Here is a 19,467-nt window from a genome sequence, read left to right on the forward strand (position 1 = left end):
CCGCCCTCCCCCGCCGTGGGCGGTTCCGGCTTGGTGCGGCGGCCAGAGGTGGCATCGACGAACGTCGAGAACACACTCGACGCCGCCGGCTCGGAGACGAAGCGCCCGAAAACCTGGCGCAAACCGTCGGCGGCCTCCCGGGCGAAGCGATCGAAGTCCTCGGGATCGAATCCGAAGTTCTCGTTGTGACCAGCCATCGTTGGGCCTTCCGTCGTGGCCTGTCATCGGCGTCAGGCGCTGTGGTCTCCAGTGTGGCGAGCGGGTCCCGACTTCGCCACCGCGATCGGTTCGATGACCGCGATGGATTCGATCACCGCGCCCGCGGCAATCCCTCGTCGAGTGCGCAGAGCACCTCGAGGGTGGTCCGCAGCCGGTCGAGCTCGATCGGCTGCGCACCGGCCGACGTCTCCGCCTCCAGGGCCGCGGACATCGTGTGTGCCCAGAACTCGTGGAGTCGGGCGATGCTGTCGAGGGCGAGGTCGGTCGGATACAGCCGCACCGAGCGGGCATCGCCGGGATCGGGTTCCCGGACGATCATCGCCTTGTCCTCGAGGGAGCGCATGGCGACGCTGAAGTTGCTGCGCTGCAACCTTGTTGCGGTGGCACCCTGAGCCGGGGTGCCGCCGGGGTGACGGTGCACCCACCGCATCACCGCGGCCTCGCTGCCGTTGAGAGGCACCACGCCGGACGGACCGTGCGGTCCGCGGGGCTCGACCTCGCGTGCCACTCGCAGCACCACGTCGGCGATCTCGACGAGGAGTGCTGCTCGTGACCTCGGTGTGCGTTCGACAGGCGGCATATGGATATGTTCCCATAACCATATGACGTCGTCGACACCACCCGGGATCGCAGCCGAACACAGCGGCATCACCCAACCCGACCTCACCCACCCCGGTGTCACCCGACCGGTCCTGCTCGTCCTGGCCCTGCTGTCGGCGGTGGCTCCGTTCGCCACCGACCTGTATCTGCCGGCCTTCCCGGAGATGACCGGCGATCTGGGCACCGGGGCGACCGCAATCCAGTTGACGCTCACCGCCTTCCTGATCGGTATCACCGCCGGCCAGCTCGCCTTCGGTCCACTCTCGGATCGATTCGGCCGTCGGGGTCCACTGCTGGCCGGGGCACTGCTGTGTGTGGCCTCCGGCGTGCTCGCCGCGCTCGCCCCCACGGTCGGTGTGCTCGTCGCCGCCCGGTTCCTGCAGGGATTCGGTGGTGCTGCGGGCATGGTGATCGGCCGCGCGATCATCTCCGACCTCGCGAGCGGGCGCGCAGCCGCCCGGGCGTTCTCGCTGATGATGATCGTCGGCGGGGTGGCGCCGGTGCTCGCGCCGCTGCTCGGCGGGTTCCTCGTCGATCCGATCGGGTGGCGCGGAATCCTCGGTGTGGTCCTCGCGATCTCGGTCGTCATGCTCGTCTCGATCGCCTGCGTTATCACCGAGACCCTGCCCCGAGATCGCCGGCTCGTACGCCGCCGCGCCGACCACCCGGGATCGACCCGCGAGCTGCGCCGGCTCGGATTCCTGGGCTACAGCGGCACTTTCGCGTTCTCCTTCGCGGTGATGATGGCCTACATCTCGGCGTCGCCGTTCGTCTATCAGGACATGATGGGGCTCTCCAGCGGCGTGTACGGGCTGGCGTTCGGGGTCAACGCGGCGGGCCTGATGGCCGTCAGCGCTCTGGCCGCGCGTCTGGTCGCCACCCGCGCGGTCCGCGGGCTCGTCGCAGTCGGGATCACCGTGATGTCCACCGCCACCATCGGTTTCGCGGTACTGGTGGTGACCGGCGCACCGCCGGCCTGGCTGGCGGCGCCGTTGTTCGTGATGGTCTCGAGCCTGGGCCTGGTCTTCGGCAACGCCACCGCCCTGGCCATGTCGTCCGTCGGCACCAACGCCGGCGCCGCATCGGCGGTACTGGGCGCCCTGCAGTTCGGGCTCGGTGCGCTGGTGTCGCCCTTGGTGAGCATCGCCGGACCGGAGACCGCCGGACCCCTGGCGATCGTCATGCTGGCCTGCGCGGCGATCGCGGTGTGCGCGTTCCTCGTCGCCGGCGCAGCGGCCGAGCCGCCGCACATGGTCGAACAGGCTGTGTGAGAAGGGGTTCAGACCAAACCGGCGTCGTGGACGGCGATCGCCACCTGCACACGATTGGCGGCGCCGAGTTTGCTGAAGATGTGCGAGATGTGCGCCTTGACGGTGGCCACACTCATGTAGAGCTCGGTTCCGATCTCGGCATTCGACGCTCCCTTGGCCAACGCGATCGCCACCTCGCGTTCCCGCTCGGTCAGTCGCGCGATGCCCTCGCGGGCCACGGCCGACCCCGACCGCTGCCCGGAGTCGACGACCTGTTTGATCAGCGCCGCGGTCACCGATGGACTCAGCGCGGGCTGTCCCTCGAGGACGTTGCCGATGGCCGCCACGATCTCCTGCGGTGGTGTGTCCTTCAACAGGAATCCGTCGGCACCGACCGCCAGTGCCCGCACCACGTAGTCGTCGGCGTCGAAGGTCGTCAGCACGATGACCGCGGGAGCCGGCTCGGCAGCCTTCAGGGCGGTGGTGGCCGCGATCCCGTCCATCACCGGCATCCGCAGATCCATCAACACCAGATCGACCGGGTCGCTGCGGTGCGCGTCGAGCGCCGCGCTGCCGTTGGCCGCCTCCGCGGCTATCGACAAGCCCGGTTCGCCGCCGAGCAGCAACTTCAGTCCCGACCGCACCAACGGGTCGTCGTCGACGATCATCACCCGTGCGACCACCGGCCACCTCCTCGTGTCTCCGTCACCCTGATCATCATGTTCTCGGGTCGTCTCTGGTCGGGTCGTCTCTGGTCGTCACGGCCGGCGGCAGCCAGACGTGCAGGATGAACATCCCGTCGTCGGTGCGGGTCGTCGAGTACCGTCCACCGCTCAACTCCACACGTTCGCCCAACCCGATCAGCCCCAGACCCGACGGCGGCAGCGTCGGTGACCGGTCGCCGATCGGCAGCGGATTGGCCACCAGCAGGTCGATCCCGCCCGAGCGTCCGGGTTCGACGCGCACGGTCACCGCCGACGCCGGTGCGTGCTTGCGTGCGTTGGTCAAACCCTCCTGCAGACAGCGATACAGGGTCCGTGCGGTGGTGGTCGCGACCGTCTGCAGGTCGTCGGTGCGCACATAGCTGACGCGCATACCCGCCGCGCGGCTCTGCTCGACGAGGTCGTCCACGTCGTCGCGGCCGGCCTGCGGCTGTTCCGGGTCGGCATCACCGGGGCCCTCGCGCAGCACCCCGAGTACCTCGCGTAATTCGGTGAGGGCCAGTCGCGAGTTCTCCTCGATCGTCGACGCGGTGTCGTGCACCTGCTCCGGCGTCAGATCGGCACGGTAGGCCAACGCCCCGGCATACATGCTCACCGTCGAGATACGGTGCGCCAGAACGTCATGCATCTCCCGCGCGATCCGCGCCCGCTCGACCGATCGGGCCTGGGCGACCTTCGCCTGCTGCTCCTGCTCGGCCAGCATGGCCCGCGAGCGCCAACTCGCGAGCAGTTCGCGCCGCGACCCGATGTACATACCCCACGCCACCAGTACCGCGGTGATCGCGACGATGAACGAGTATCGCACCAACGGTGACTCACTCGGATCGGGTCGATAGACGAACTCGTCTGCGACCGCGCTACACGCGATTCCCAGCACGATCTGCGGCGCGATCTCACGCCACCGCCGTCGAGTGGACAACGAGACCAGCGCCAACGCCCCGGCTCCCGAGGAACTGACCGACACCATTGCGGCCAGGTTGGTCAACGTACACACCAGAACCGGATGGGTTCGGCGCCACCAGGTCGCGACGAAGCACATCACACCGAGGGCCAGATCGAGGGTCAGCCACCAGATCACATGAGCGCCCACATGATCGGTGCGCCCGATCATCGCCACCGCGGAGATCGCCAGCATCAGCAGCAGACGCCACGTATGGCTCCACCAATTCAGCGGCGGCTGATAATCCTCGGGACGCACCCCCTCACCGTAGTGGGGGTGATCCCCCAGCCGCCTGCACCCGACGGCCAGGCAGTATCAGACTTTCGTCGTAGATCGGGTCCATCCTCGCGCCCGATGTGCACACCCGCCCGGTGCGGCAACGATGATCTCCATGATCACAGTGGAGAACCTCAGCAAACGCTACGGCGAGTACGTCGCCGTCGACAACGTGTCCTTCGCGTGCCGCCCGGGGCAGGTGACCGGCTTCCTCGGACCGAACGGAGCGGGCAAGTCCACCACCATGCGGGTGATGACCGGACTGACCCCGGCGACGTCGGGCTCGGTGACGATCGACGGGCAGGCCTATCGCGACATCCCCAATCCCGCCACCGAGGTCGGCGTACTCCTCGACGCGTCCGCACAGCACGCCGGACGCACCGGCGAGGAGATCCTGCGCCTGACCGCGATGACCATCGGGGTGCCCCGCACCCGGGTCGATGAGATGCTCGAACTGGTCAGCCTGACACCGCAGGAAGCCGGCCGGCGGGTCCGCAACTATTCCCTCGGTATGCGGCAGCGACTCGGAATCGCCAACGCGCTCATGGGCGATCCGCGGGTGTTGATCCTCGACGAACCCGCCAACGGCCTCGACCCGGCGGGCATCCACTGGATGCGCAGCCTGCTGCGCGGCTACGCCGATCGTGGCGGCACCGTGTTGCTGTCCTCGCATCTGCTGCACGAGATCGAGATCGTCGCCGACGACCTCGTCGTCATCGGCAACGGACGCATCGTCGCGCAGGGCACCAAGGCCGAGTTGCTCGCAGGCACCGGAACCACGGTGCGCTCGCTCGACGACCGGGCCCTCGCCGACGCGCTCGACGCCTCGGGCATCAGCGCGCAGCCGCAGTCCGGCGGCGGACTGTCCACCGACGCCGCCCCCGAGGAGGTGGGGCGGGTCGCCGCGGCGAACGCCATCGTGCTCACGGAGTTGCGTGCCGGCGACGGCGCCAAACTCGAGGAGATGTTCCTCGAACTGACCGCCTCCACCCAACGCGAACAACCGATGACCGCAGGAGCATTCTGATGACCACCCTCACCGTTGCCCCGGCCGCGTCCGCGCCGACGCGCACCGCCGGCATTCCGATGACCCGCCTGGTCCGGGTCGAACTCCGCAAACTCGTCGACACCCGCGCCGGATTCTGGTTGGCCGCATCCATCGGCGTGCTGTCGGTGGTCGTCGTGGTGGCGATGCTGATCGCCAACCGCAACAGTCTGACCAACCTCACCTTCGGCCAGTTCTTCGGCATGATGAACATCCCGCTGGGCATCATCCTGCCGGTGATGGCAATCCTGTTGGTCACCGGTGAATGGAGTCAGCGCTCGGCGTTGACGACGTTCACGATGGAACCGCGTCGCGAACGGATCATCGTCGCGAAACTACTGACCGCACTGATCGCCTCGGTGATCGCCGTCGGCCTCGCCCTCGCGCTCGGGGCGGTGGGCAACGTGATCGCCGGTCTCGCCTTCGCCGATCCGGCCGGAGCATGGTCGTTCACCGCTGCGGGACTGGTGAACTCCTTTGTGCTGCAACTGTTCGGGCTGCTCCTCGGATTCGGCTTCGCCGCGCTCATCCTGAACACTCCCGGCGCGATCGTCGCCTACTTCGTGCTGCCGACCGCGCTGACCCTCGTCAGCCAGCTGGTGCCGTGGTTCCACGACCATCTCGGAGCCTGGGTCGACACCGGAATGACCAACGCGCCCTTCCAATCCGAGCAGTGGGCGAGCGGTGGCGAATGGGCCAAGCTCGTCGTCTCCGGAATCGTGTGGATCGGTATCCCGCTGTTCTTCGGCGTGCTGCGCATCCTGCGCGGTGAGGTGAAGTAGCCGCAGCGGCCGCCACATCGGTACATCGGGACGTCGAGGCGCCCACCGACAACGGTGGGCGCCTCGACAGTGAATGACAGCCAATTCCACACAATCCTCTCGGATTGCTCTCAGTGACCTTGGGCAACGTGGTCTGGTGACCACAGATCGCCATCCCGACAACCACGTTCCGGGCGAGAGCACTCCCGACGGAACGGAAATCTCGGGCACCCAGCAGGATTCGCATCAGTATCCGACCTCTCCCGGGACGCCGACCGCGCCGGTGAGTCCGCCGCCCCCGACCACCGGGGGAACGCACCCGTACGGGCAGCCCGCCGGAGGGTGGGGCCCGACCCCCGGCTACACCCCACCTCCGTCCGGCCCGTACGCGACCGGAGGATACGAGCCTTCTGGGCACCACCCGGGTGGCCACTACCCCGCCGGCCCCTCCACCATCACGCCGATACCCGCCGGAGCCACCGCACGTCGGTCGTCGATGAAACCGATCATCGCGACGGCGGTCATCGCGGGATTGCTCGGCGGCGCAGTCGCTCTCGGCGGAAGCGCGCTCGTCGATCACAGCACCTCGGCGGCACCCCAACTCGCCACCCCGGCCGCGACCACAGCCGCCCCCGCCCAGCCGGGTTCCATCACTTATGCCGCGCAGGCGGCGTCGAAGTTCACCGCCGACATCGAGGTCGCCGGCAGCCAGGGCACCGCGGTCGGCAGTGGCATCGTGCTCTCCCCCGACGGCTACATCCTGACCAACAACCACGTGATCGCCGGAGCTGGTGGCACCTCGGCGATCCAGGTCACCACCGCCGACCAGAAGACCTACCAGGCCTCGGTCGTGGGTACCTCACCGTCCTACGACCTGGCGGTGATCAAACTGCAGAACGCGTCCGGGTTGACCCCGGCAACACTCGGCAATTCGGACGGCCTGCAGGTCGGGCAGCAGGTCGTCGCGGTCGGCAGCCCGGAGAATCTGTCCAACACGGTGACCTCCGGCATCATCAGCAATCTCTCGCGCACCGTGACCGCAGGCGATGAGCAGGGTTCGCAGGTCGCGGTCTACAACGGACTCCAGACCGATACGCCGATCAATCCCGGCAACTCCGGTGGGCCGCTGGTCAATCTGTCCGGCCAGGTGATCGGGGTGAACTCGGCGGTCGACACCGGCCAGGCATCCCAGGGCGGCGTCCAGGCCTTCGGTCTGGGTTTCGCCATCCCCATCAACACGGCTCGGCGCGTCGCCAACGAGTTGCTTGCCGACGGCCACGCGACCAAGCCCGTGCTGGGGGTGACCGGTTCGCTGGCCGAAACCAACGCCGCCGACGTCGAGGGCGCCCAGGTGACCACGGTGAGCGGGGACGGTGCGGCCGCGGCCGCCGGCATCAAATCCGGTGACGTCATCACCAAGGTGGGCGATCAACGTGTGACCAGCTACGCCGACCTGATGGCCCAGATCCTCACCCACGAACCCGGCTCGACGGTACCCATCACCGTGTCCAGCGGCGGCCAGGAACACACGGTCACCGTGAAACTCGGCAGTGCCGTGGACAATGCGCAGACCACGGTGCCCAGCAACGGCAACGGAAACGGTGGCACCGGCGGCGGCACGGGAGGCCTGCCCTTCCCCTGATCCCCACATCCGATTCGACGGCCTGCCGTGCACCCCGGTGGGTCCGGGTGATCAGATGGTCGGCATGAACTCCAGCGCCACCGGGGACTCGCTGTCCACCGAGATCGCCGCTCTGGCCACCGACGCGGCGCGCTTGGCCGAGCAGTTGGCCGCCGTCTCGGAACCCGATGACGCACTGCGGTTCCAACTCGCCGACGACGCGATACGGCGCGCACGTCTGGATCTCACCTACGCCGACGACGCGCTCTCCGACTCCTCACCCGCCCGCTCCAGTGATCGCCGGGAGACCGTCCGACTCGTCGTCACCGCCACCCGAGCGCTGTTGCGGCGCACCGCGAACGAGGTGGCGCGAGCGCTGCGCGCCCGACCGCACGCGGTGCTGATCCGCGTGGTCATCACCCTCGCGATCAGCCTGTCGTTGGTGGTCGTCTATCGATCGGTGGGATGGGCGACCTACGAGAAGGCCGGGTCGCTGACCCTGTATGTCTTCGGTGGCGTCGTCGGGAGTGTGGTGTGCACCAACGCCTTGTGCTTCGACGCCGCACGGGTGTGGACCGACATCCGGGCCGGCGAACGTCTGTGGCGAATCCTGGTCGCCAAGAACCTGATGATCCTGATAGGGGTCGCGATAGCGGCCGTACCCATCCTCGCCTACCTCGCCGTCACCACCGATCTCGACCTCGCGGCGATGATCGACCAGTTCGTCGTCATGGTGCTCGTCTGGCTCGGTGTGGGCAACGTGCTCTCCGTGGTCGCGCCGCTGCGACACGAATCGCTCTCGGCGCGGCTTCGCGACGGAACGTGGCGTCCGTATCTGGTGTCGTTCGGCATCTCCTACGTCGTCGGGCTCACGGTGAATCTGATGATCTATTGGCGCCTGTGGGCACGCCAGCTGGCGTCGGAATCGCTGACCGCCCCGTCCTGGACACTGCAGTTGTTGCTGCTGGCCAGCGGTGCGCTGCTGTGGATTTCGTTGACCGTGATCGCGGTGTCGGTGGCCGGCCTCGCACCGGTGCGTGTGATGCTGCTGCGCGAGGTGCTCGCGACCCCCACCACCGATCAGGTACGGGCGGGTGCCGATCGCAGGACGAAGGCGGTCGCCGCGTCGACGACGACGTCGAGATCCGACCCCAGATGACCGCCCAGCCACTGCCGTGCCAGCTCGGCCATCGCACCGGCGAACATCACCGCCCCGACCTGATCGGCCCTCGGACGTGACGTCCGATCCCCTTGGCGCCGAACGGTTTCGGCCAGGACGGACGACATGAGGAGTTCCTCGGTCGCCACGCGACGGGCGGCGAGCACCGGGTTGGCGCGGGCATGGGTGAACAGGATCGCGCCGCGCCGTGGATCGTCGCCGGCATGACCGAGCACGGCGCGGATACCCGCCGCGGTGCGCGATCGCACCGATCGGCCGGCGCACTCGATCGCCGCGGCGACCACACCCGCGAGGTCGGCGGCAACCTCGTCGTAGAGCTCGCCGAGTAACTCGTCGACGTCGGCGAAACTCTCGTAGAAGTAGCGGGAGTTGAGGCCGCTCGCGCGGCACAGCGCCCGCACCGACAGCGCCGACGGGTCGTGACCGAGCAGGTCGGTACCCAGCAGGTCGTAGGCCGCGGCGATCAGCAGCGCCCGTCGTTCGGTACGCCGATCGCTCAACGAGACCCCGGCCCATCGGGTCGTGTTCGACATCGTCTCACCGTACGGCGCGTGGCGAGATCACGAAAGGTCTGGTCACAGGTGTGACCAGACCGTAGTCTGGGCACATGCGTGGCCAGAAATTGTCCGGTCGCGCACCACCACGAGCGCAGGGAGAGACGATGAAGACTCCGTCCGCGATCAGGCTGCCCCGCAGCGGCCTGGGATCACTGCCGCTGCCGACCCTGCCGTTGCCGACCCTGCCGCACCAGTGGGTCGGCGACTGGCTCACCGGCTTCTTCGACGCGAACATCCGCGCAAAGTTCTTCCGGGGCATGGAGTTCGAGGAGCCGGCCGGCGATCCGGGATGGTTCGGTCCGGACAGCGCCACCTGGTATGTCCACTCGCACACGCCTGCCCTCGTCTTCGGGTTGCAGTGCGCGTCTTATCTGGAGCGCCTCGACCCGAGCATCTACTGGATGGGGATGCACCACTCCCGGCTGGTGGAACGCTCCGACGACCCGGCCGCACTGCCCCGGATCGATCCCGAGGGTGCATCCGTTCGCTTGGGACACTCGGTCGCCTTCTTCATCGGTACCGCCTACGGCAGCACCGAGACCGCCGAACGACTGGCGCGCACGGTCCGCGCCATGCATCACACGATCAAGGGCACTCGTCCCGACGGCGCCACCTACGACGCCGACGATCCTGAGTGGTTGCGCTGGAATTACGCCACCGTGGTGTGGGGATTGGCGACGGCACACGAGATCTACCATCCGCGGCCGCTGCGCGGTGCCGACCTCGATCGCTATTACGGCGAGTTCATCCGGGTCGGTCATGCGCTCGGGGGCACCGACCTCCCGACCACCAAGGCCGAGACCCTCGAGTGCCTGCGGTCGTATCTGCCGCGCCTGGCGGTGACCTACGGGGCGGCGATGGCGACCGGCACCAACGTGCCCAATCCCGCTGCGGCTGCGGTCGACTGGGCGATTCGCGACACCCTGCCCCGGTGGGCGGCGCAACTGGTCATGTATTCCCCACCCCATCCCGTCGAGCGCCGCGCCCGGCGCAGCGCGGTGTGGTCACTGCTCAATGCCGCCCACGCCGGCATCGGCGAGCTTCCGGAGTTCACCGCGGCCCGCCGCCGGGTGGCCGGCGGGACGAGCGCCGCCCACACCGAGCCGACACATGTGCCCGGCACCGACCCGGCGCTGGGTCGGGCCGAGATCGAGGCCGAGTTCGCTCAGGCCCGGGCGAGTTTCTCGACCCTCGCCAGATGAGCGTCGGCCGAACCGAATTCGTACTCGATGACGGTCAGTCGCCGGAAGTAGTGTCCGATCGCGAGTTCCTCGGTCATGCCCATCCCGCCGTGCAGCTGCACCGAGTTCTGGCCGATGAATCGTGCGGCCCGGCTGATCGTGGCCTTGGCCGCCGACACCGCCGCAGCCCGCTCGGCGGGTTCGGCGTCGAGCGACAGGATCGCCAGATACTGTGCGGCAACCGCCTGTTCGAGTTCGATGTACATGTCGACCATGCGGTGCGCCAATGCCTGGAAGCCGGCGAGCGGACGCCCGAACTGCTGACGCTGGGTGGTGTAGGCAACGGTGTCGGCGAGCACCTTGCGCATCAGCCCGACCGCTTCGGAGACCACCGCGGCGGTGGCGGTGTCCCATGCGCGTTCGAGTAGCGCGAGCGCGTCGGCACCGCGGGCGATCAATGCGTCGCCGCCCACCTGCACGCCGTCGAGGGTGAGGTCCGCGGCACGGCGGTCGTCGACGGTGCGGAACTCGTGCTGGGTCAGCCCGGCCGGCGTCGCGTCGCCGAGCGGGATCAGGAACAGGCCGATGCCGTCGCGGTCGTCGTCGCTGCCGGCGATCCGCGCGGTGAGGATCAGCTGGTCGGCGATCGGGGCGGTGGTGACAACGGCCTTGGCGCCGTGGAGAACCCAGCCGCCGTCGGACTCCTCGGCGCGGGTGGTCACGTGGTGCAGCCGTCCGCCCGAGGTGTCCTCGAGTGCGGCGGTGGCCACGAGGGTCTCGCCCGCGGTCACCGACCGCGCGACCTCGAGTGCGCCGTCGTGTCCGGTACGCGCGAGCAGGCCGGCGCCGAGGACCACCGTATCGACGAACGGTTCGACGACGAGGGCGCGGCCGAGCGCCTCGGTGACGACCATCAGCTCCTCGGGGCCTCCGTCGTCACCGCCGACCGTCGAGGGCAGGCACGCACCGATGACGCCGAGTTCGTCGGCAAAGGCGCGCCAGATCTGTGGTTGCCATCCGTCACCGACCTTGGCGACCTTGCGGCTCTCGGTGAGGTCGTAGCGGGAATCGAGAAAGCGGGTGAGCCCGTCGGAGAGCAGTTGCTGTTCGGCGGTGAGATCGAAATCCATTGTGGGCGAAACCTTTCCGGTCAGTACTGGGGCAGGCCCAGAGCGGCCTTGGCGAGGATATTGCGCTGGATCTCGTTGCTGCCCGCGTAGATCGAGCCGGCGCGGTCGTTGAGGTAGAGCAGCGGCGCCACCGCCTGCCACGCCTGCCCGCTGACGTATCCGTCGGCCGGCGGCACGAAGTCGGCGATCGGCCCGCCCGGTGCGGCGGCGTGCGGCTGATATGCCCGTCCGCGGGGGCCCGCCGCCTCCACGCCGAGGGTGGTGATCTGCTGGCTCAGCTCGGTCGAGAGGATCTTGAGCATCGACGAGATCGCGCCCGGGTTGCGTCCGGCACTCATCTCCGCGAGCGCGCGATATTCGAGCACCTCGAGAACCTTTGCGCGCGTGCGCAGATCGGCGAGCTTGGCGGCGAACGCCGGCTCATCGGCCAGCGGCACCCCCGACGGCCCGGTGACCGTCGACGCGTGATCGGTGAGGTTTTCCACCATCACCTGTAGTGCCGGCGCGGCCGCGCCACCACCGCGCTCGAACACCAGCAGATACTTCGCGACCGTCCAGCCGTCGTCGATCGCGCCGAGGACGTTCTTCTTGGGCACCCGCACCTCGTCGAAGAACACCTGCGCCTGGACCTGCTCGCCCGAGGCCATCACCAGCGGCTGCACCTCGATGCCCGGGGAGGTCATGTCGATCAGCAGGAAGGTGATGCCCTCCTGTTTCTTGCCGGTGCGTGAGGTACGGACCAGGCAGAACATCCAATTGGCCTCGGCGGCATGGGTTGTCCAGATCTTGCTGCCGGTGCACACCAGATCGTCTCCGTCGGAGACCGCCGACATCGACAGCGACGCGAGGTCGCTGCCGGATTCCGGTTCGGAGTAGCCCTGACAGAAGAAGACGTCGCCGGTGAGGATGCCGGGCAGGTAGAACGCCTTCTGCTCGGGGGTGCCGAAGGCGATGATCGCGTGGGCGACCATGCGGATTCCCATGGGGGACAGCGCGGGCGCACCGGCCAGCACCGATTCGCGGCTGAAGATGTAGTGCTGGGTCAGCGACCAGTCGCAGCCGCCGTGCTCGACCGGCCACGCCGGCGCGGCCCATCCACGCTTGTGCAGGATCGCCTGCCACTCCATCGACGCCTCGTGATCGGTGTACACGCTGGTGCGCAGTCGACCGGCGGCGCGCAGCTCCGGGGTCAGTTCGGCGTCGAGGAACTCACGCACCTCGTCGCGAAAGGCGATGTCGTCATCCGACCAGGTCATGTCCATCGGTGTGCACCTCTGTCTGTATCAAATATATGATCTGCTTCAATGTACGACACAGGTCACTGTATCCACACATCGGGGGCTCGCCGATCGTTCCGCAATTGCCGTCGGCGCGCGGTCACCTGCGCAGCACTTCCGACGGCCGATCCCCGTACCGCCGACGATAGGCCGCGGCGAAGCGGCTCGCGCTGCTGAAGCCCCACCGCGCCGCGATGTCGGAGATCGTGCCCGCTCCGCTCTCGATGTCGTTGTGCGCGTGCGCCAATCGGATGTCACGCAAGGCCGCGGTCGGCGTCGCGCCGACGTATTCGGCGAAGGCCTCCTGCAGACGACGCACGCTGGTCTGCGCGAGCGCTGCCATCTCGGCGAGTGTCCACGGTCGCGCCGGGTCGGCGTGCAGGGCGTCGAGGACCCGTTTGACGGTGCGCGGTCGCAGTGGATGTGCCGCGTCGACGGGATCGGGCGCCACCGTGAGCAGGAACGCCGCGGTCACCGCGCCCGCCAGTTGCGGCCCGACCAGTGGATTGGCGAGCAGGTCGACGGGTTCGCGATGTTGGGCGGACAACGCCGCGACGAGGTCGAGCCACGATCGCCCGGCGTCGGTCGCGACGTCGATCTGGTCGGGCAGGACGAGGCGTCGGCGTACGGCACCGACGTGGATGCGGTCGGCTTCGCGTTCGAGGTGATCGGCATCGAACTTGACGCCGATCACGTCGCAGTCAGCGGTCCACCGGGTGATCTGCGACTCGCGGTCGGCGACGAAGACCGTCGCTCGTCCGGGGGTCGAGACCACCTCACGCGTTTCGTGTCGGGAGTGCAGTCGTCCCGACATCGGGATGTTGACCTCGTAGGCCCCCGGATAGGCGCAGGTGATCGCGACGTCGGTACCCCAGGTCAGTCGACCGATCGTCACGCCGCCGAGTTCGACGGTCCGCAGTGACAGCGCGACGTCTCCGGTGCCGTCGAGGTCGGTGAGTTCGTGCGGGAAGTACGCATCGGCGACGGCACGGTGCGCGGCGTCCCAGTCCCGGGTCTCCCCATCCGGTGCCCCGTGCCCGGTTGACGAGTGCCCGGTGGACGTGTGTTCGGTGAACATTCGGGTGGCGGTTCTTTCGTCGGCCCGGCCGGCGGGCTGCGCCGGCCTGGATCTTGTCTACCTCACATCGGCCACCTGATGCGATATCGATCACAACCTCATCGCGCATTCGGTGTCTCCCCCGCGCAATCGGTGTCGAGGCCGGTCCCGATCGGCCCTACCGTCTCCGGCCAGAGCAGTTCCGATCGCCTGCCACCGACCAGAGGAGTACGCCATGACGATCACCGAAACACCCACCCCGTCCGACCCCACTCCGTCACCGAGCTGGATCGACGAGATCACCATCACCGAGCTCGAGCGCAACCCGTACCCGGTGTACGAGCGGCTACGTGCCGAGCGCCCGTTGGCCTACATCCCCGTCCTCGGCTCGTACGTCGCCACCACGACCGACATCTGCCGGGAGATCGCCACCAGCGAGCACTTCGAGGCGATCATCACCAAGGCCGGCGGGCGGACCTTCGGGCACCCCGCGGTCATCGGCGTCAACGGGGAAATCCACGACGACCTGCGGTCGATGGTCGATCCGGCATTGCAGCCGCAAGAGGTCGATCGGTGGATCGATGATCTGGTCCGGCCGATCGCACGCCGGTTCCTCGAGACGTTCGAGGACGACGGCCACGCCGAACTCGTCGCCCAGTACTGCGAACCGGTCAGTGTGCGGGCGCTCGGCGACCTCCTCGGACTGCGCGAGGTCGGCTCGGACACACTGCGCGAGTGGTTCCACAAGCTGTCCCGGTCGTTCACCAATGCCGGCGTCGACGAGAACGGCGAGTTCACCAACCCCGAAGGCTTCGACGAGGGTGATGAGGCCAAGGCCGAGATCCGCGCGATCGTCGACCCGATGATCGACCGCTGGATCACCCACCCCGACGACAGCGCCATCTCCCACTGGTTGCACGACGGCATGCCCGACGGGCAGACCCGCGACCGCGACTACATCTACCCGACCCTGTTCGTCTACCTGCTCGGCGCCATGCAGGAGCCCGGTCACGCGATGGCTTCCACGCTGGTCGGATTGTTCACCCGACCGGATCAGATGGAGCAGGTCGTCGACGAACCCGGACTGATCCCCCGGGCCATCTCCGAGGGGATGCGCTGGACTTCGCCGATCTGGTCGGCCACCGCGCGCATCAGCACCGCCGACGTCGAGGTCGCCGGGGTGGCGCTGCCCGCGGGCACCGTCGTGCTCATGTCCTACGGCTCGGCCAACCACGACACCGCTGTGTACACCGCACCCTCGGAGTACGACATCACCCGTCCACCGTTGCCGCACTTGGCTTTCGGGGCCGGTAATCATGCGTGTGCGGGGATCTATTTCGCCAATCAGGTGTGCCGGATCGGTCTGGAGGAACTCTTCGAATCGATTCCGAACCTGGAGCGCGACACCGATTCCGACGTCGAGTTCTGGGGCTGGGGGTTCCGCGGACCAACCTCGCTGCACGTCACGTGGGAGGCGTGAGGGCGATGGCTGTTTCCGATACGACCGGCTCGCAAGCCCATCGCGTCGACGTCGTGGGTGCCGCGTCGGCGAGCGTGACCTGCGCTGAAGATCAGCCACTGCTCGACGCCTTCCTGCGTAACGGCGTCTATCTGCCCAATTCGTGCAATCAGGGGACGTGCGGAACATGCAAGGTGCGCTTGTGTTCGGGCACCGTCGATGCTCCCGAGGTCCCGGAGACGGTGCTCGGCGCCGACGATCAGGCGCGTGGATTCGTCCTGGCGTGTCAGTCGCGTCCGCGCTCGGACACCACGATCGAGGTGGAAGCGCCCGAACAGACCGGCCCTCGGCACCGACTGCGCGATGTGGCCGGGACCGTGCACGGCATCGAGACCGTGGCCCACGACACGGTCACCGTGCTCGTGGATATCGATGAGCCACTGGACTTCTCGGCCGGCCAGTACATGGAGATCGCGGTTCCGGGCACCGGAGAGTGGCGTCAGTACTCGATGGCCAATCCACCGGCGTCGGCGAGCAGGCTGGAGTTCCAGATCCGCCGGGTCCCCGGTGGTGTGGCGACCGACGGGTGGATCTTCGGCGGTCTCGATGTCGGCCACGAACTCGAGATGCGCGGTCCGTGGGGTGACTTCGCGTACGAGCCCGGTGCCGACGAGCCCGAGACGCCGATGCTGTTGCTCGCGGGCGGCACCGGTCTGGCACCTCTGACATCGATTGCGGCGCAGGCTCTCACCGACGATCCCGACCGCGAGATCCATCTGTACCACGGGGTCCGCCACGAGGCCGACCTCTACCATCAGCAGTTCTGGCAAGAGCTGGCCGAGCGCCACCGCGGGCTCACCTATGTCCCGTGTCTGAGCCGATCCGAGTGGGTCGGGCGTACCGGCTACGTGGGTGACGCGGTGCTCGACGACTTCGCATCGCTGCGCGGGTACGTCGCCTACCTGTGTGGACCGCCGGCGATGGTGGACGCCGGGGTGAAGGCATGCAAACGCCGGCGCATGCCCGCGCGCAACATCCGGCGCGAGAAGTACACCCCGAGCGGGATCGTGCCGGCCGGCCTCAGCGCATGAGACCGGGTGATGGCCTACCCTGATCGTCGTGCCCGCCAACCGCACCCGTGCCCGCCGCTACGCGAAACGTCGTCGGCGCCGAATGGACGCGGTCACCCATGACCTCACCGCCGAGCAGTGGGAGCAGTTGGTCTCGCTGTGGGGTGGATGCGCCTACTGCGAGGCTGATGGCGTTGCGCTACAGAAGGATTGCGTTCTCGCCATTTCCCGGGGCGGCCGGTACACCGCCGGTAACGTGGTGCCGAGCTGCCGGTCGTGCAACGCGGGTAAGTGCAACACTGAGGTCACCTCGTGGATGCGCCGCAAACGTCTCGACGAGAAGCGCTTTCTGCTGCGCTACGCCGAGATCTGCGCTCTGATCACCGCCGACCCCGACTCCCCGTGAGCCGTCAGCGACGGATCAGTGCCGTCGTCGCGTTGCTGGCCGCGGCCGGACTCCTGGTGGCGATCCTGGTGTTCCTGGTCAACAGCGGTCTGCATTTCGTGCTCGGCGTGGCGGGTCTGGCCGTCGCAGCCCTCGGCGCATGGTGGGCGATCACCGAACGCGGGGTCCGACGCGGCGTCGGTATCGGTGTCGGGGTGCTCGGGGTCGCAGCGCTCATCAGTGCGTTGGTGCTGGCCGTCGTTGATTCCGGCGCTTTTGTCGTGCACCTGTTCGCCGCCGTCGCGCTCGGGGTGATCGCCGTCGTCTCGGCCCGTTACGCCCTGACGCCGCATCTGCACGAGCTGGATCTGATGCACGCGCCGTGGCGGCCCCGGCATCCGGTTCTGATCTGCAACCCGAAATCCGGTGGCGGCAAGGTCGATCGGTTCGAACTCGTCGAGGCAGCACACCGGATCGGTGTCGAGACCGTCGTCCTGGGACCCGACGACGACCTCGAACAACTCGCACGCGACGCGGTGGCACGCGGCGCGGACTGTCTGGGGATGGCCGGCGGTGACGGTTCGCAGGCGCTCGTCGCCGCCATCGCGATCGAGCACGACCTGCCGTTCGTCTGCGTCAGCGCGGGCACCCGCAACCATTTCGCCCTGGATCTCGGGCTCGATCGGTCCGACCCGCGGCGCAACGTGCGAGCCTTCACCGACGGCGTGATCCGCCGCGTCGATTACGCCACCGTCAACGGACGTCTGTTCGTCAACAACGTCTCGCTCGGCGTGTACGCAACGATCGTGCAGCAGGACTCCTACCGCGACGACAAGACACAAACCACCGCGGCGCTGCTGCCCGAACTCCTCGGCAACACCGCAGAACCCTTCGACCTGCAATTCACCTCGGCCGACGGCACTGCGGAGGACGGCGCGTTCCTGATCCTGGTATCCAACAACCCGTACTCCGGCGCGCTTCTCGACGCCGGTGAACGACGACGGATGGATACCGGCCTCCTCGGCGTCGTCGCCGTGTCGCCGCGGACCGGCGCCGAAGCGGCCACACTGGTCGCCCTGTCGGCCGTCGGGTTGCGTAAGACCAGCCCGCACTGGCACGAGTTCACCACCCCGACCTTCGAGGTCTCCTCGGCTGGCGGTACCGCCTATGCGGGCGTCGACGGAGAAGCCCTCGAACTCACCACGCCGCTGCGATTCCGCAGCCACCACAAGGGTTTACGTCTACTCGTGCCCTCCGACAATCCGCTCGCCGAATCCCGCCGCCGCGCCCGCGACGTCAGTGTCCGGGCCCTCGTGCAGATCGCGGCGGGACGGCCGCCCGGCTGATCACCTGTCGAGGACCTCGCCCCCGATGACGCCCTTCTTACCCCCGATGGTCGAGGTGTCCTTTGTCTGGTGGTCGAGGTGCGACGAGCGCCAGCGAGGAGCCTCGCGTCCCGTTGAGTCACAGCTGGTTCCACCCCACAGCAAAAGCGACCGTCACCGCGGATAGGTGACAATCACCTGCCCACTCCGCCGACTCCGCCACTCCACCCGCCGATCGGTGTAGAGCGTCGGCACCCACTCCGCGAGATGCTTGCGTTGATGATCAGCCCGACACAGCGGGATCAGATCACTGAGCACCGTCCAGCCCCCGGCCTCGGGGTCGGTGTGGTTGAACGGCCGCCAATGGTCGAGGTCGCACAGGTGTGACGGCCTCCCGCAGAACGGAAACCGGCACCACGCATCATTGGCCAACACCTCAGCGCGCAACGCGGCGCTGGGTGCATACGTCAATGCCCCAGGTGGCGGCACGGTGTGACCACCGTGTCCGGTCGGATCCGCCGGCGGGGCTTGCGGCCGGTCGGAAATCTGCGGGATGAGTGGTCCCGCGGCACGGGCGGATTCGGGGTAATGGATGGTCTTCGCGACCTCGGACAGGGTGGTGGCGTAGTCGCGGTCGATCGGCCCGTACCCCTGCAACCGGGGCACGAGAATCCCGTCCGGATCCTTCAACACCGTCAACACAGGTGCCCCGGGCACCACCAAGGCCCGCCCGAACGCCACCGGCACCTCCTCCGGCGTCGGCTCATCCATGGGATCGGGGATGTCGGGTTCGACGACCGGCTCCACCACATCGACAGGTTCCTGTGCCCGCGCATTGGAAGGGGCCGGCGCACTGGAAGCTTCGATGTCCTCGACTTCAGGCGCATCCGCGTCAGCGGGTTCGGGGAGCAAGTTGTCCCACTCTGCCGCGTCCTCGGCGTCAGAGGGTGTTTCGGCCGACCCGTTGCTGTCGGTGCCACCACCTCGTTTCGGGCAATCATCTTGTCCGCATTCACAGTCGAGGTGCGCCCCCGGGACGCCGGTGATCTCACCAAGTGCGATCACCCGCAGCGATCCCACGCGGCGGGTGTCCTTGCGGCAGGTCCGTTCATCGATGAGCGCGTTGATCTGCGTCGTGAGAAACACCCCGTAATGGGCGGGAACAACCGCACCCAGAGAGGAGTGCCCGGCAACATCGGAGGTGATGGTCACGTGTCCCACCAGGTCGGCGATGTCTTCGCGTTCCTCGGTGACACTGTCGGGGTTCATTGAAATCAACGCAGCGTCGAGCTGTTGCGCCAGCACCGGATCGGTGGTGGCGCGGGATCCGTAGTCCAGGACGATCTCTTCGAACGTCATCTCCTCGTTGTCACCGGACTCGTCACCGGTGTCGACGCTGTCGCTGTCGGTGG

Annotated in this window: 18 protein-coding genes and 1 pseudogene; 10 read left to right on the forward strand and 9 right to left on the reverse strand. The window is 68.0% G+C overall.

The window, feature by feature from the left end:
- Positions 1-197: pseudogene (locus B1964_RS15295) on the reverse strand (hypothetical protein); the annotation flags it as partial.
- Positions 198-310: 113 nt separating this feature from the next.
- Positions 311-799, reverse strand: coding sequence for a MarR family winged helix-turn-helix transcriptional regulator (locus B1964_RS15300; RefSeq protein ID WP_014360646.1), 489 nt, complete (start codon positions 797-799; stop codon positions 311-313).
- Between the two features lie 22 nt (positions 800-821).
- On the opposite strand from B1964_RS15300, the gene B1964_RS15305 reads away from it, so the two are divergent.
- Entirely contained in the window at positions 822-2,090 is a 1,269-nt protein-coding gene (locus tag B1964_RS15305) for a multidrug effflux MFS transporter (protein ID WP_079930373.1), read from the forward strand.
- A gap of 8 nt (positions 2,091-2,098) precedes the next feature.
- Here B1964_RS15305 and B1964_RS15310 read toward each other — a convergent pair whose 3' ends face one another.
- Both B1964_RS15310 and B1964_RS15315 read right to left on the reverse strand, forming a co-directional pair.
- Positions 2,099-2,752, reverse strand: coding sequence for a response regulator transcription factor (locus B1964_RS15310; protein ID WP_020170691.1), 654 nt, complete (start codon positions 2,750-2,752; stop codon positions 2,099-2,101).
- Positions 2,753-2,786: 34 nt separating this feature from the next.
- Positions 2,787-3,989 carry a histidine kinase gene (locus B1964_RS15315; protein ID WP_079930374.1) on the reverse strand — a complete coding sequence of 401 codons (1,203 nt, stop codon included), beginning with the start codon at positions 3,987-3,989 and terminating at the stop codon, positions 2,787-2,789.
- A gap of 124 nt (positions 3,990-4,113) precedes the next feature.
- Here B1964_RS15315 and B1964_RS15320 point away from each other — a divergent pair, with 124 nt between their 5' ends.
- The 4 genes from B1964_RS15320 to B1964_RS15335 all read left to right on the forward strand — a co-directional run bounded on the left by B1964_RS15320 (position 4,114) and on the right by B1964_RS15335 (position 8,593).
- On the forward strand, positions 4,114-5,034 hold the full coding sequence (locus B1964_RS15320) for an ATP-binding cassette domain-containing protein (protein ID WP_020170690.1): 921 nt from the start codon (positions 4,114-4,116) through the stop codon (positions 5,032-5,034).
- The gene (locus tag B1964_RS15325; protein WP_014360651.1) at positions 5,034-5,834 is read left to right on the forward strand and encodes an ABC transporter permease; all 801 of its coding nucleotides are present in this window, start codon (positions 5,034-5,036) and stop codon (positions 5,832-5,834) included. Before B1964_RS15320 ends, B1964_RS15325 begins: the two co-directional genes overlap by 1 nt.
- Before the next feature lie 136 nt (positions 5,835-5,970).
- The gene (locus B1964_RS15330; protein ID WP_253194013.1) at positions 5,971-7,455 is read left to right on the forward strand and encodes a trypsin-like peptidase domain-containing protein; all 1,485 of its coding nucleotides are present in this window, start codon (positions 5,971-5,973) and stop codon (positions 7,453-7,455) included.
- 64 nt (positions 7,456-7,519) lie between these two features.
- Positions 7,520-8,593 carry a hypothetical protein gene (locus B1964_RS15335; RefSeq protein WP_253194014.1) on the forward strand — a complete coding sequence of 358 codons (1,074 nt, stop codon included), beginning with the start codon at positions 7,520-7,522 and terminating at the stop codon, positions 8,591-8,593.
- Here B1964_RS15335 and B1964_RS15340 read toward each other — a convergent pair.
- A complete protein-coding gene (locus B1964_RS15340) occupies positions 8,515-9,147 on the reverse strand; it encodes a TetR/AcrR family transcriptional regulator (protein ID WP_020170687.1) in 633 nt (210 codons plus the stop codon). The genes B1964_RS15335 and B1964_RS15340 overlap by 79 nt on opposite strands.
- 128 nt (positions 9,148-9,275) lie before the next feature.
- On the opposite strand from B1964_RS15340, the gene B1964_RS15345 reads away from it, so the two are divergent.
- A complete protein-coding gene (locus B1964_RS15345; protein ID WP_172398852.1) occupies positions 9,276-10,373 on the forward strand; it encodes an oxygenase MpaB family protein in 1,098 nt (365 codons plus the stop codon).
- On the opposite strand, the gene B1964_RS15350 is transcribed toward B1964_RS15345, so the two are convergent.
- The 3 genes from B1964_RS15350 to B1964_RS15360 form a co-directional block, all read right to left on the reverse strand.
- Positions 10,337-11,482 (reverse strand): acyl-CoA dehydrogenase family protein, encoded by a 1,146-nt coding sequence (locus B1964_RS15350; RefSeq protein WP_079930378.1) that lies wholly within the window; start codon positions 11,480-11,482, stop codon positions 10,337-10,339. The two genes, B1964_RS15345 and B1964_RS15350, sit on opposite strands and share 37 nt — an antisense overlap.
- Before the next feature lie 20 nt (positions 11,483-11,502).
- Entirely contained in the window at positions 11,503-12,744 is a 1,242-nt protein-coding gene (locus B1964_RS15355; RefSeq protein ID WP_006367696.1) for an acyl-CoA dehydrogenase family protein, read from the reverse strand.
- Between the two features lie 115 nt (positions 12,745-12,859).
- On the reverse strand, positions 12,860-13,837 hold the full coding sequence (locus tag B1964_RS15360) for an AraC family transcriptional regulator (protein WP_020170684.1): 978 nt from the start codon (positions 13,835-13,837) through the stop codon (positions 12,860-12,862).
- Positions 13,838-14,051: 214 nt separating this feature from the next.
- On the opposite strand from B1964_RS15360, the gene B1964_RS15365 reads away from it, so the two are divergent.
- From B1964_RS15365 to B1964_RS15380, 4 genes are read left to right on the forward strand one after another with little or no spacing between them, the layout of a single operon-like run.
- Positions 14,052-15,296, forward strand: coding sequence for a cytochrome P450 (locus B1964_RS15365; RefSeq protein ID WP_079930379.1), 1,245 nt, complete (start codon positions 14,052-14,054; stop codon positions 15,294-15,296).
- A gap of 5 nt (positions 15,297-15,301) precedes the next feature.
- Positions 15,302-16,366 (forward strand): 2Fe-2S iron-sulfur cluster-binding protein, encoded by a 1,065-nt coding sequence (locus B1964_RS15370; protein WP_079930380.1) that lies wholly within the window; start codon positions 15,302-15,304, stop codon positions 16,364-16,366.
- A 28-nt stretch (positions 16,367-16,394) separates the two neighbouring features.
- Entirely contained in the window at positions 16,395-16,751 is a 357-nt protein-coding gene (locus B1964_RS15375) for an HNH endonuclease signature motif containing protein (protein ID WP_079930381.1), read from the forward strand.
- Entirely contained in the window at positions 16,748-18,076 is a 1,329-nt protein-coding gene (locus B1964_RS15380) for a diacylglycerol kinase family protein (protein WP_079930382.1), read from the forward strand. The genes B1964_RS15375 and B1964_RS15380 overlap by 4 nt, the downstream gene beginning before the upstream one ends.
- A 153-nt stretch (positions 18,077-18,229) precedes the next feature.
- On the opposite strand, the gene B1964_RS15385 is transcribed toward B1964_RS15380, so the two are convergent.
- Positions 18,230-19,467 (reverse strand): HNH endonuclease signature motif containing protein (locus tag B1964_RS15385; protein ID WP_079930383.1); only part of this gene is annotated, 1,238 nt, incomplete at its 5' end.

This window comes from Gordonia sp. i37 (genome assembly GCF_002043085.1).
GTDB lineage: Bacteria > Actinomycetota > Actinomycetes > Mycobacteriales > Mycobacteriaceae > Gordonia > Gordonia polyisoprenivorans.